General features: G+C 66.5%; 14 protein-coding genes. 12 read left to right on the top strand and 2 right to left on the bottom strand.

The annotated features are described in order from the left end of the window. Positions 1-65 precede the first annotated feature (65 nt). Positions 66-938 (bottom strand): polysaccharide deacetylase family protein, encoded by an 873-nt coding sequence (locus ACQR1Y_RS00875; protein WP_434878545.1) that lies wholly within the window; start codon positions 936-938, stop codon positions 66-68. An 82-nt stretch (positions 939-1020) separates the two neighbouring features. On the opposite strand from ACQR1Y_RS00875, the gene mgtE reads away from it, so the two are divergent. The 8 genes from mgtE (at position 1021) to ACQR1Y_RS00835 (ending at position 7709) form a co-directional block, all read left to right on the top strand. Then, a complete protein-coding gene (gene mgtE, locus ACQR1Y_RS00870; protein WP_434878546.1) occupies positions 1021-2439 on the top strand; it encodes a magnesium transporter in 1419 nt (472 codons plus the stop codon). 82 nt (positions 2440-2521) lie between these two features. Further along, positions 2522-2806, top strand: a complete 285-nt coding sequence (locus ACQR1Y_RS00865) for a helix-turn-helix domain-containing protein (protein ID WP_434861643.1) — start codon at positions 2522-2524, stop codon at positions 2804-2806. 75 nt (positions 2807-2881) lie between these two features. Next, the gene (locus ACQR1Y_RS00860) at positions 2882-3700 is read left to right on the top strand and encodes an aldo/keto reductase (RefSeq protein ID WP_434861644.1); all 819 of its coding nucleotides are present in this window, start codon (positions 2882-2884) and stop codon (positions 3698-3700) included. A gap of 146 nt (positions 3701-3846) precedes the next feature. Next, positions 3847-4755 carry a hypothetical protein gene (locus tag ACQR1Y_RS00855; RefSeq protein ID WP_434878547.1) on the top strand — a complete coding sequence of 303 codons (909 nt, stop codon included), beginning with the start codon at positions 3847-3849 and terminating at the stop codon, positions 4753-4755. A gap of 129 nt (positions 4756-4884) precedes the next feature. Beyond that, positions 4885-5544 carry a glutathione S-transferase family protein gene (locus ACQR1Y_RS00850; RefSeq protein ID WP_434878548.1) on the top strand — a complete coding sequence of 220 codons (660 nt, stop codon included), beginning with the start codon at positions 4885-4887 and terminating at the stop codon, positions 5542-5544. Between the two features lie 221 nt (positions 5545-5765). Further along, positions 5766-5957 (top strand): hypothetical protein, encoded by a 192-nt coding sequence (locus ACQR1Y_RS00845; RefSeq protein WP_434861647.1) that lies wholly within the window; start codon positions 5766-5768, stop codon positions 5955-5957. 302 nt (positions 5958-6259) lie between these two features. After that, entirely contained in the window at positions 6260-7246 is a 987-nt protein-coding gene (locus ACQR1Y_RS00840; protein ID WP_434878549.1) for a hypothetical protein, read from the top strand. Between the two features lie 22 nt (positions 7247-7268). Then, positions 7269-7709 (top strand): DUF1489 family protein, encoded by a 441-nt coding sequence (locus ACQR1Y_RS00835; protein ID WP_434878550.1) that lies wholly within the window; start codon positions 7269-7271, stop codon positions 7707-7709. A 148-nt stretch (positions 7710-7857) separates the two neighbouring features. On the opposite strand, the gene ACQR1Y_RS00830 is transcribed toward ACQR1Y_RS00835, so the two are convergent. Continuing rightward, a complete protein-coding gene (locus ACQR1Y_RS00830) occupies positions 7858-8178 on the bottom strand; it encodes a hypothetical protein (protein WP_434878551.1) in 321 nt (106 codons plus the stop codon). 317 nt (positions 8179-8495) lie between these two features. On the opposite strand from ACQR1Y_RS00830, the gene ACQR1Y_RS00825 reads away from it, so the two are divergent. The 4 genes from ACQR1Y_RS00825 (at position 8496) to ACQR1Y_RS00810 (ending at position 12459) form a co-directional block, all read left to right on the top strand. Beyond that, on the top strand, positions 8496-9419 hold the full coding sequence (locus tag ACQR1Y_RS00825) for a division plane positioning ATPase MipZ (RefSeq protein WP_434861650.1): 924 nt from the start codon (positions 8496-8498) through the stop codon (positions 9417-9419). Between the two features lie 436 nt (positions 9420-9855). Next, positions 9856-10740, top strand: a complete 885-nt coding sequence (locus ACQR1Y_RS00820; RefSeq protein ID WP_434878552.1) for an alpha/beta fold hydrolase — start codon at positions 9856-9858, stop codon at positions 10738-10740. A gap of 133 nt (positions 10741-10873) precedes the next feature. Beyond that, complete coding sequence (locus ACQR1Y_RS00815) at positions 10874-11632, top strand: VWA domain-containing protein (protein ID WP_434878553.1); 759 nt, start codon at positions 10874-10876, stop codon at positions 11630-11632. A gap of 110 nt (positions 11633-11742) precedes the next feature. Next, positions 11743-12459: a DnaJ domain-containing protein gene (locus tag ACQR1Y_RS00810; protein WP_434861653.1), complete on the top strand. Its 717-nt coding sequence runs from the start codon at positions 11743-11745 to the stop codon at positions 12457-12459. The last annotated feature ends 94 nt before the right edge of the window (positions 12460-12553 follow it).

Raw genomic sequence — 12553 nt, 5'->3', positions numbered from 1 at the left:
TGCAATCGGCTGGAAGCGTCACTCACTGCGACAGTCAAGCGTAATCAGCGGCCCTGAACGCAGGATTAACCGCCGCCATGCGGCTCGGCGGGCGGAGGGCTGCCGCTGTGCTGTTCGCCGCTGTGCTGCTCAGTGTGCGGTTCCACCGCCTGCTCGGATTTCGCCGGCACGATGTGGACGATGCGATAGCCGTTGTCTTTCAGATAGCGCAGGAACGCGGGCAGCATCGCGACCGTGCGCGGCTGCGGGTCGTGCAGCAGGATGATGCCCTTGCGCGCCTGGCTCAGGCGCTTGACCAGCAGCTTGAAGGTCTGCTGCGGCGACATCGCCGTCCAGTCGCTGGCCCAGAGGTCGGCGCCGAACACGGCAATGCCGCGCGATTGCAGCAGGTCGAGGGTCGCTTGCGTCGATTCGAAGTAGGGGAAGCGGAAGAACGGCGTCGACGGGGTCGTGGTCTCGACGCCGTTGAGCGCCTTCTCGTCGGCGGCAATGCCGCGATCGATCTCCTCGACCGCCTGCTCCGGCGTGATGTGGGCGAGATGCGCGTGCGTGTAGGTATGATGGCCGACCGTGTGGCCTTCGGCCGCGATCTTCCGCACCAGCTCGGCGCGGCCCGACGCGGGCTGGCCGACCAGGAAGAAGGTCGCGCGCACGCATTCCTTGGCGAGCGTTGCGAGCACCTTGTTGGTCATCGGCGGCGAGGGGCCATCGTCGAAGGTCAGCACCACCTCGCCGTCTTCGAGCGGCAGGGTATCGGGAAAGCTCTTCAGGCCGACGCGGGGATAGTTCTTCGGGTTCACGCTCAGCACGCGCGAGGTGCCGAGCGTGCCTTCGCGCGGACATGCGGCGGGGGCGGCCATCGCGACATCGGCCGCGAGCAGCGCGGCTGCGACCGCGGCTACATTTACCCATCCCGTGATCGGCCGAGGATGTCGCATCTTTTCCCGTTGCACTCGCTGTTGCCGATTATGTAATGCACGAAAGCACAAATCACACCATTTTGCGCTCGTGAGGCACGTCATGAACGAGACATCGGACGTTGCCCTTGCTGATGCCACTCTAGCCGGTCATGCGCCGATGCGCACCGAGGCCGGCGAGATCCGTCCCGAATTCCTCAGCGCCATCGCGGCGGCGATCGCCGCCGAGGACGAGGCGTTCCTGCGCGCCGAGGTCGCCGAGCTGCACGAGGCCGATCTCGGCGATTTGATCGCGGCGCTGGCGCCGGACGACCGCGTCAGGCTGGTCGAGCTGACCGGCACCGATTTCGACTTTTCGGCGCTGAACGAGGTCGACGATTCCGTCCGCGAAGAAATCCTCGAGGAGCTCGAGCCGGAGACGGTGGCCGAGGGCGTCCGCGAGCTCGAATCCGACGACGCCGTCGAGCTCTTGGAAAGCCTCGACGAGGAGGACAAGGAGGAGATCCTCGAGCGCCTGCCGCCGTCCGAGCGCGACGTTCTCGAGCGCAGCCTCGATTATCCCGACGGCTCCGCCGGCCGGCGCATGCAGAGCGAGTTCATCGCGGTTCCCCTGGGCTGGACCGTGGGCGAAGCCATCGACTACATGCGCGAGACGCCCGATCTGCCCGAACGCTTCTATGAGATCTACGCCGTCGACGGCGCGCGGCACTGGCAGGGTGCGGTGTCGCTCGACACCTTGCTGCGCGCGCGAAGGCCGGTGCCGCTCGCCGACCTGATCGACGAGGACCGCCGGCGCGTGACCGTCACCGACGATCTGGCCGAGGTCGCCCGGATGTTCGGCAAGTACAATCTGGTGGCGGCGCCGGTGGTCGATGCCGACAACCGGCTCGCCGGCGTCATCACCATCGACGACGTGGTCGACGTCATCGAGGAGGAGGCGGACGAGGATTTCAAGGCGCTCGGCGGCGTGTCCGGCGACGAGGAGCTCTCCGACAGCGTCTGGACCATCGCCAAGGGCCGCTTCAACTGGCTGCTGGTCAATCTCGCGACCGCCTTCCTCGCCTCCTCGGTGCTCGGTCTGTTCGAGGGCCAGTTGCAGCAGATGGTCGCGCTCGCCGTGCTCGCGCCGATCGTGGCCAGCCAGGGCGGCAATGCCGCCACCCAGACCATGACGGTCGCGGTGCGCGCACTGGCGACGCGCGAGCTCGGGCCGAACAACGCGACGCGCGTGGTCCTGCGCGAGGCACTGGTCGGGCTGGTCAACGGACTGGCGTTCGCACTGATTACCGGTATTGCCGCGGTGGCCTGGTTCAAGACGCCCGGCCTCGGCATCGTGATCGGGCTCGCCATCATCTGCAATCTGGTGGCCGGCGCGCTCGGCGGCATCCTGATCCCGATGGTGCTCGAACGCGTCCGCGCCGATCCGGCGGTGGCCTCGGGGACCTTCGTCACGACGGTGACGGACGTCGTCGGTTTCTTCTCGTTTCTGGGCATCGCCACGCTGTGGTTCGGCCTGAAATAGGCGAGGCGCCTGAACGGCTTATATCGTTAATCCGGCCTTAACGCGGATCAGTGACACTCCTCGTCGAGACGGAGCTGGACCGATGCAACGCTTGCGGCTGAAGGCAGATGGACGAATCGTGGAGCTGCGCGACGGCGGAGAATTCCCGCTGGCGCCATCGGCCCCCGCAGCTCCCGTCGAGGTGCGCGATCTCCGCCGCCGGGTGCAACTGACGCAGCAGGAATTCGCCGCCAAGCTCGGCGTGCCCGTCGAGACCATCCGCAACTGGGAGCAGGGCAAGCGCATGCCGCGCGGTCCCGCGCGGGCGCTGCTCACCGTGATCGCGCATGCGCCGGAGACGGTATTCGCGGCCTTAGCTAAGACTTAAGCTCAAATCCGATCGTGCGTGGCACGTTGGGCGTGTGGCGTGCATAATGTTGCACGCGGTCTGGAGTGCACGGCCATGCTGATGATCGAGGCCAATGGTGCGAAGATTCCCGCTTTGGGTCTGGGGACCTGGGAGCTGCGCGGACGCACTTGCGCGCGCATCGTCGAGCAGGCGCTGACCCTCGGCTACCGTCATATCGACACCGCCCAGGTCTATGAGAACGAGAATGAGGTGGGCGAGGGCCTGCGCGCCTCCCGCGTCCGGCGCAACGAGGTGTTCCTGACCACCAAGGTCTGGACGACGCATTTCGCGCCCAACGATCTCGAACGCTCGACCAAGGAAAGCCTGGTGCGCCTGCGCGTCTCCGAGGTCGATCTCCTGCTGCTGCACTGGCCGAATTCGCACGTGCCTCTCGCGGAGACGCTCGGCGCGCTGTCGCACGCCAAGACGCTCGGGCTTGCCCGCCACATCGGCGTATCGAATTTCACGGTGGCTCTGCTCGATGAGGCGGTCGCCGTCTCGCCCGAACCGCTGGTGTGCGACCAGGTCGAGTATCATCCCTATCTCGACCAGACCAAGGTGCGCGAGGCCTGCGCGCGCCACGGCCTTGCGGTCGTCGCCTATAGCCCGATCGCCCGCGGCAAGATCAAGAACGATCCGACGCTGACGCGCATCGCCCGCGCTCATGGCAAGAGTCCCGCCCAGATCTGCCTGCGCTGGCTGGTGCAGCAGAACGCGGTGGCGATCCCGCGCACCTCGAAGATCGAGCGCCTGTCCGAGAACCTCGACGTGTTCGAATTCGAACTGTCCGAGCAGGACATGGCCGACATCTTCGCGATGGGGAGCCCCGAGGGGCGGATGACCAACTTCGCCTTCGCGCCCAAATGGGATTGAGGGCGGCGCCCGCGCGATTATGCTAGACTGCGACGGGGCAGGGTGCGGCCGGCGGGCCGCTGGGCGGCGCGTGCTGCAACTCTGCCGTTGATCGGCGAAAGCGGGCGGGATCCGTTCTCGATCGGGCGCGGGCACAGTGTAGCAGCATGGAACGTTGGCAGTTCATCCGTTGGGGCATCGCCGCGTCCGTGCTTGCGCATCTCTTGATCGCCGGGGGCGTCGTCGTCTCCACGACGGTCCGTCCCTACGAGATCCCCAAGAGCAATGAGATCGCGGTCGACATCGTCGATGCCGAGGAGCCGCAGAAGACGCCGGAGCCCGAGCCGACGCCGTCTCCGTCGGTCTCGCCGTCGCCCGAACTGACGCTGCCACAGCCGGCGCCGACGCCTTCACCAAATCCGTCGCCAGCCGCCTCGGCGCCGCCGCCGGTTCCGCAGCCATCGCCGACCATGGAGGCCAAGGAGGCGCCGAAGCCAGCGTCCTCTCCGTCACCGCCGCCGCAGCGGCCGTCCCCGAAAGCGCCTGCGAAGATGGCTGCCAAGTCCGAAGCTAAGCCCGAAACCAAACAGGAGGTCAGGTCGGTGCTCCGGCCGATGCCGGCGCAGCCGCAGAGCTATGTGCCACCGGAGCCGGACATCACGGTGAAATACGGCGTGCGGCTCGGGCTGCCCGATCCGCTCGATGCGTTGCCGTCCGGCAGCGACCAGGAGGTCGGGTCGACCGCCACCAAGGCCGTCGCGGCCGATCTCGAGGCGGCGCTGCGCCAGCGCTTCAAATCCTGCGCCCGGCTGCCGGCCTCGCTGTCGCGCTCGGACGACATCTTCGTGAAGCTGCTGGTCGCGATGCGGCCCGATGGCCGGCTCGCCGCCGAGCCCGAACTGCTCGGAGGGCCCGCCGTGGCCGATCCCGAGAAGGTCGCCAAGGTGATCCAGCTCAAGCAGAGCGCGCTCGCCGCTCTCGATGCGTGTCAGCCCTATTCGATGCTGCCGCCGGACCGCTACCGGGAGTGGCAAGTGCTGGAGATCTCGTTTCGCCCGCAGGATTTCGGCGGCTGAGCTCTCTCGCGCCGTTGTCGACGCACCGCCCTCTGATCCTGTATGCGTCGCACGAGCCATGGGTGCGGACGCGGGGCCGGCGATCGAGATCGGCCGACGCCATGGACTCGAACACGGAGACGGCAGGACATGACGCTGAAGCTGGTGATCGGCAACAAGAACTATTCCTCCTGGTCGATGCGGCCGTGGCTGGCGCTGCGCGGCGCCGGCATCGCCTTCGAGGAGATCGTCATCCCGCTCTATACCGACGATCCCGCCGACAAGGCGCGCATCCTCGCGCATTCGCTGGCCGGCAAGGTGCCGGTCCTGATCGACGGCGCGACGACGGTGTGGGACTCGCTCGCCATCATCGAATATGCGGCCGAGCGCTTCCCCGAAGCCGGGCTGTGGCCGGCGGACGCCGCGGCGCGGGCCCATGCGCGATCCGTCTGTGCGGAGATGCATTCCGGCTTCCAGGCGCTGCGCAACGAATGTCCGATGAACCTGCACCGGCCGGTGCGGCCGGTGGAACTGTCGGCTGACGCCAAGGCGAACGTCGCCCGGATCGAGGAGATCTGGCGCGACTGCCGTGCGCGCCAAGGCGCCGGGGGGCCGTTCCTGTTCGGCCGGTTCGGCGCGGCTGACGCGATGTTCGCGCCGGTGGTCACGCGGTTCCACAGCTTTGCGGTCCCGGTCGCGGCGGAGACCCGCGCCTACATGGACACCATGATGGCGATGCCGGCCTTTGCCGAATGGGTGCAGGCCGGGCTCGCGGAGACCTGGATCATCGCGCGGGTCGAAAACGTCTGAGCGGTGTTTCGTCAGGGCTGCCCCGGACGGCCGCGCGGTTCGTCCGGGAATACCATTCTTGACGCCATCTCGTTGAAGAACCTTGCAATCTTCCGGCCTGCTATGTCGCGAGAGGCTGGCCAGTGCGGGCCTCGGCATGCTATAGGACGCTACTTATAAAGACACGCCGGCCCAGGCAGCGGGACCAGGGGCTCGTGCCGGCATGCGAGCAGGAGAGGGCGTTGAAACACAAGTTCCCGATCGGAGCCACGGTCTACTTCACCACCAGCAATGTCTCGCGTCCGGCGGCGACTGGCACGTATGAGATCATCCGCCAGCTTCCGACCGAAGGCGATGACTGCCAGTATCGGATCAAGAGCTCCACGGAAGCCTTTGAGCGGGTTGCGAGAGAGAGCCAATTGGCCCTGTCGTGACGGCGGGGTCTCGACTGGCCTCGTCTTGAGCCTGTGCGTCGATGTGACGTGTCGAGAGGGAGGATCGTGCTGGCCACGAGGGCGTGGCGGGGGACCTAAACGAATGTTGCGCGATCCCTTTGGGGATAGCGGGTAGCTCCACACCATCCTGTGCCCACGGGGCCCATGGAATCGTCGTATTGTCGCCGGTGGGGCTGCCAAGGTTTTGGGTGATCATTTGAATTTGATGATCGTTTCGCGGCCGTCCCCTGTAGGGACGCCATCGGGCCGTCGTTGTTGGCCCGCGTCAGGAACAAGCGCGCATGAATTCGACCTGGCCTTCCTCGCTCGACCAGCTTCTGAACTCGCCGGCCTTCCCGATGTGGCTGACCGTCGCGGCCGCCGGCTTCTTTGCGCTGGTCGTCCTGATCACGCTGCTGCGCGCCGAGAAGTCGGTCGCCAATGGCGCGCTCACCGTGATCACTCTGCTCGCGGTCGGAATTGCTGTCGCGTCGATGATGCGAACCCAGGACGCCGCGCAGCGCAACCCCAATGGCGATCCGCAGACGACGGCGTCGGTCGGCCTTACGCCCCCCGCGCTCGCGTGCATCGACGATCTCGCCGGGGACCTGGTGCTGTCGAACTGTGAGCGAGCGCTGTTCGGCTCGCCGGACATGACGGCCGCCGCGGTGAGCTATTCGGCCGGGCTTCTCAGCCGGCTGTCGCAGGCGGGCGATCTCGCCAACGCCAACAAGGTGATGACAGCCGAATTGCTGGCGCTGCGCCGTGCCGTGGAGCGCGATCGCTATGGCCTGATGGCCTATGTGCTGCTGACGCGCGACCGCTGCACGCCGAATGATTGCGTCATGTTCCGCGCCGTCGGCGACCGCCAGCAACTGGTCAACAACATGGAAGGGCGGACCTATGAGGGGCTGGTGACGCGCTACGCCTCGCAGTGGAACGCGCCGCAGCCGCCCCAGGGTCAGCCGGCGCCGGTCGGGACCTTCGCGGGCCTCGCGCCGTCACAGCCGACCGGCAAGCCGACCACGGCGGAGTTTCCGAGCTCGGCCAACACCCCGCCCGTAAGCATCATGAATCCCGAGCCGACAGCCTCGACTCGTTCGGCGGCGCCGGCAACGGCCGCTCCGAAGCCGCCCACGCAGCTCGCGCCGCCCGCGCCGGCTTCCGTGGCGGCCAGCCATGCCCAGGCTCCCGCCGCGGCCAAGAAGGCGGCACCGAAGCCGAAACCGGCCGCGCCCGCACAGCAGGCGGCGCCCGAGGCTGCCGAGCCGGCAGCGAACAACGAATAGCTCCGCTGGTCCAACCGCCCTCATGCCCCTGCACCTGATCAAGCTGGCCGTCGGCTGCGAGTCCGTCACGGACCTCAAGGAGTGGATCGCCGAGCGCATGCTCGCCGCCAAGAAGAAGGGCCTGCCGCAGCAGCACGTCCACGTGACGCGGATGACGCCGAAGCGTGTCGAGGACATCCTCGGGGGCGGATCGCTTTACTGGGTGATTCGCGGCGAGGTCGCCGCGCGCGAGAAGATCATCGGCATCGAGCCGTTCCGCGACGGCGACGGCATCGGCCGTTGCCGCATCATCATGCAGCCGAAGGTGATCGCGGTGTCGCCGCGGCCGATGCGCCCGTTCCAGGGCTGGCGCTACCTGACGGCGGAGGATGCTCCCGCCGATCTCGGCAAGACCAGCGCGGCCGGCGTCGAGGCGATGCCCGAGCCGCTGCGCCGCGAGCTGCGTGATCTCGGGCTGCTGTAGCAGTCTCCCGCATGTGGACCGTCTCGAAGGGCGGCGTTGATCGGCCGCGCGCCCGCAAGCGCGCCGCACCTCTGCACCAAGATGGACATTGCGACGGCGCGCGACGACATCTCACGCGCGGTTGCGTTCGTGCACCGTACGCGAGCCGTCAATGCGAAAGCCGGGAGCGACGTCGCGCTCCGCCCGGGACGGCGTCGTCGAGCGGCTGATAGTCCGTCGCAGCGACGATCGCGCGCGGATGACAGACCAGATCGACTCTCTCCGCCTGCCAGCTTGGAACGTCCTCCTCCCAGGTACGCCGGTAGGACCCGAAAAATCTTCCGAGCGGCGAACTGAGTCGCACGGACGAAGATCGACGAGCCATTTCGTCGGCACCGTGCGTCGCCCGCCGAACGGGCGACAGGCGGTCGTCACGCCGCGCGCCGATCGTCGGCACGCGCGCGACGCTCGCCTTGAGGGCGGATGACATCGGGCTCGCGGCGCAGTGCGGAGATGATGCGGGCGATACTCGGATGTCGTGACATTTTTGCTCGATCTTCCGGCGAAAAAGCGCGGAGTCAGTGTTCGGCCTTGACGCTCGCGCGGTCGCCTCTCACAACACGGGACAAGCCGCTCAGCTTCTTCGATCACGCCTGTTAGCACCTCTCCGCAGCAAAATGCGGAGTTGGTAAACGCGCGCATCAAGTAGTAGCGGAGGATGCGTCCCCCCGTGGATTCACGATGAAGATGTATTTCACTTGACCACGGACGACCGTGACTCGAAGATGATCGTAAGGGGTCGAAATCATGCTGGTGCAGACTAGCCAAGGACAATCGGGCTCTGCCCACGTGGTTGTGCTTGGGAACGAGAAGGGTGGGTCGGGCAAGTCGACCACCGCCCTGCACATCGCCGTGGCGCTTCTCAAGGCAGGCCAGCGCGTCGCCACGATCGATCTCGATTGCCGGCAGCAGAGCTTCACCCACTACATCAACAATCGCAGCGCCTGGGCGCGCCGGACCGGCCTGCGCCTGGAGCTGCCGACGCACTACTGCATCCAGCTCGGCCAGACGCTGCAGATCGACGAGAATGAGAACACCGAATTCCAGCAGTTCATGGAGGCGGTGAGCGCGGTCGAGCGATCCTTCGATTTCATCGTCATCGATACGCCGGGCAATGACAGCTATCTGATGCGGCTGGCGCATTCGATGGCCGACACGCTGGTCACGCCGATCAACGACAGCTTTCTCGATTTCGACGTGCTCGGAACCGTCGATCCGGCGACCTATGCGGTGACCGGCGAGAGTCACTATGCCGAGATGGTGCGTGACGTCCGGCGAAAGCGGCGCCAGGTCGACGGCGTGATGACCGACTGGATCGTGGTCCGCAATCGCCTCTCGATGCTGGGCTCGCGCAACAAGCAACTGGTCGCGGACGGCTTGAAGGATCTGTCGCTCCGGCTCGGCTTCCGCGCCATCGACGGCTTCGCCGAGCGCGTGGTGTATCGCGAGTTCTTTCCGCGCGGCCTGACGGCGCTCGACGACATCGACGAAGCGACCCTCGGCACCCGTCCCAATCTCGGCCACGTCACGGCGCGGGAGGAGGTCACCAGCCTGCTACGTCAGCTCAAGCTGCCGCTCGACGAGCGCGGCCGCCGCCGCGCTGCCAACCGGGCGGAGTGGTTCGCCCAGGTCGACAAGCCGCTCGACCTGCACGACATCATCAGCGCCTGAGCGGGGCGCCGGCGAGGCGTCCGGTGCCACCGACTGAGACATTGTGCGCTCTGGGCGCCCCCCCTGCAGCGCCGGTAACATCCCAAGTCGTCGGAGCTCGGCAGCCTGCTGGCCGCCGGGGTCAGACAGAAGGCAGTTCTCTCAGGTCGCAGTTGTTTCTGGTCGCGGTTGTCTCAGGTCAAAGCGTCGCCGATTTCGCTCGATTACCGTCAAATTCGTGACTGATTTGAACCTGACGTTCAGCCTTCCCGTCACAAAGGAGGGGCGCGGCGCCGCTTATGTTGCACAGCAACTAGGTGCGCCGCACAACGAACGGGCGGCGGATACACAACATTTAGCCTTTCTGTCACAGCGCGGTTACATATATTAAACAGAACGGGTCGCGAGAGTCTTACAGGTCTGAAACTACCTTTGATTGTGCTCCCGAGGGACGAACATGAAGCGTGGAATAACCGTTCTTGTGTCTGTCAGTATCCTGGCGGCCGTCGGCTACTTCACTGCGAGCAAGTGGGCGATCCGGCACGAGACGATCAGGTTCTATGACGCCTCCCGCGGCAACCGCCTCGTCGAGGTCGCCGTCGCGGTCCGCCGCGACAAGGAGATGCAGGCCGAAGCCGGCATGATCAAGCTGCCGGTCGCCATCCTCAATCACGGCAACACCGTGAAGTTCACCGAATACTCCTTCCTGGCCAACGTGCTCGCGGCGCGCGGCTACATGGCCGTCAGCATCCAGCACGACCTGCCGACCGATGCGCCGATGGTGACCAAGATCGGCGAGCCCTATGTCGGCCGCCTGCCGCAGATCCAGCGCGGGGTGGCCAATATCCGCTTTGCGGTCGAGCAGATGCGCCAGGTGCAGCCGAACGCCGACTATGACCATCTGACGATGGTCGGGCACTCGATGGGCGGCGACATCTCGATGTACTTCGCCAAGCAGTATCCGGATGATGTCCGCAAGGTCGTGACCCTGGACAATCTTCGTGTTCCGTTCGTGACCGACGGCAAGTTCAAGATCCTGTCGTTCCGCTCCAAGGATCCGCACTTCAAGACCGATCCTGGCGTGATTCCGAGCGACGATATCTGCGAGAAGGAGGGGATCACGGTCGTGAACACCGACTTCCAGCACAATGACATGCGCGATACCGGCCCTGACGAGGCCAAGTCGTCGATCCAGGCCATGCTGGACAAGTTCCTGGCGGACAGCGACAGCTCCAGCATCGGCCCGGTGAAGTCGAAGACGCCGCTGCTCGACCCGGGCCCGGTCGCGCCCTATGCGCCGGTCGCCAAGGCCGCCACGCCGGCCAAGCCCCTGACGCATTGACGCCGGACGCCGCTTCCTCGTCTCGCCGCCGCACCAAGCGGCGGTCGAGACGTGTCCGACTACTGCTCCCCCACTGTCATTGAAGGCCGGGGCTCACCTGCCCACATGATGCGCATCGCAGCAGGTGGTGCGCATGGCCGATCGTCCCTCGAAGTCTCGTTCCGCACCCGCGGCGTCGCCTGACGCAGAGGCGCGGCCGCAGCGCTTGCCGGAAACGGAGCGGTCTACGGCGGATGCGATCGCGGCGTTTGTCGCGCAGGCCAAGGCCATGGCGCCGCAAGCCCAGGGCACTCGGGGCCGGCTGATGTTTGCGCTCGACGCAACGCTCAGCCGCCAGCCGACCTGGGACATGGCCTGTGCGCTACAGGCCGAGATGTTCCGCGAGGCCGCCGCGCTGGGACGTCTCGACATTCGCCTGGTCTATTATCGCGGCTTCAACGAATGCCGCGCCACGGGCTGGATTTCCGACAGCGCCGAGCTGGCGCGGCTGATGAGCAAGATCGATTGTCGCGGCGGTGAGACCCAGATCGGCAAGGTGCTCGCGGAGGCGCGGCGTCACGCGACGTCGGCCGGCATTCGCGCCGTCGTGTTCGTCGGCGATGCGATGGAAGAGAATGTCGACGAGCTCTGCGCCAGGGCCGGTGAACTCGGCCTGTTGAAGGTGCCGTTGTTCATGTTCCAGGAGGGGCAGGAGCCACGAGCCGAACAGGCCTTTCGCGACATGGCGCGGCTCTCCGGCGGAGCCTGGTGCCGGTTCGATCCCGGCGCAGCCGCGCAGTTGCGCGAACTTCTCCGCGCGGCAGCGGCCTATGCGGCGGGCGGCCGCGAAGCGCTGCTCCGGCTGGCGGGCCGCGAAACCGGGGCGGCCTTCCTGATCGATCAGATGAAATGACGGCGGATCCCGCTTTTCGGCGGCGCCTGCGGTAAGGCGAGGGTCCGACTGCGGCAGTCCCTCGCACGGCCGATCATGCTTTTTGGGACGACACGCCCTATATTCGGCGCATGACCCTGATCGCTGGCGCCGTCGCCGTCATCACCCTCTATTTGCTGCTGCAAATGTTCCGGAACGCCAATCCGGCGGCCTTGGCGCGAATCGTCAAGTTTGCCGGCGGTGTCGCCTGTCTTGCCGTGGCGGCGTTCACCGGTCTTCGGGGCGAGCTGGTGGTGGCGATCCCGATCGGGCTGTTCGGAGCAGGGCTGCTGGGCTGGTCGCCGGCTGGGATGGGCCCTGTCGGCAATTTGTTCGGGCTCGGCGGGCAACGTTCGGCGGGACAGAGCTCGCAGGTGCGCTCGCCCCTGATCGAGATGAGGCTCGATCACGACACAGGCCAGATGCAGGGGCGCTTCATTGCCGGCGCTCATGCCGGCCGGTCGCTGGATGACTTCGATCTGCCGCAGCTCGTGGCGATGGCCCCGAGCCTCGACGCCGACAGCCTGGCGCTACTTGAAACGTATCTGGACCGCCGGTTTCCCGCTTGGCGTCAGGACGCGCAGGGCGACGCGGCAGGGCGGCAGCGCCGCGCGGCGTCGAGTTCCAAAATGACGGACGAGGAGGCCTATCAGATCCTTGGCCTGCAGCCGGGCGCGGGGCGCGACGAGATCGGGCGTGCCCACCGTGCGCTCATGAAGAAACTGCATCCCGACCAAGGGGGGTCGACGTATCTCGCCGCCCGGGTGAACGAGGCCAAGGATACTCTGCTTCGTACGCATCACGGCTAACTCCGACAACGCTACCAACGCCCCGATGACGACCCCGTCGTGATGGCCGTTGTGTCGGCCCCGCAGGCTTTCGCCCTCGTCACGCACCATCGTT

Origin of the sequence: Bradyrhizobium sp. HKCCYLRH3099 (assembly GCF_051167855.1) — a bacterium.
Taxonomy (GTDB): domain Bacteria; phylum Pseudomonadota; class Alphaproteobacteria; order Rhizobiales; family Xanthobacteraceae; genus Bradyrhizobium.
Note: the sequence above shows the minus strand (reverse complement) of the source record. Positions and strands in the feature narration are given on the sequence as shown.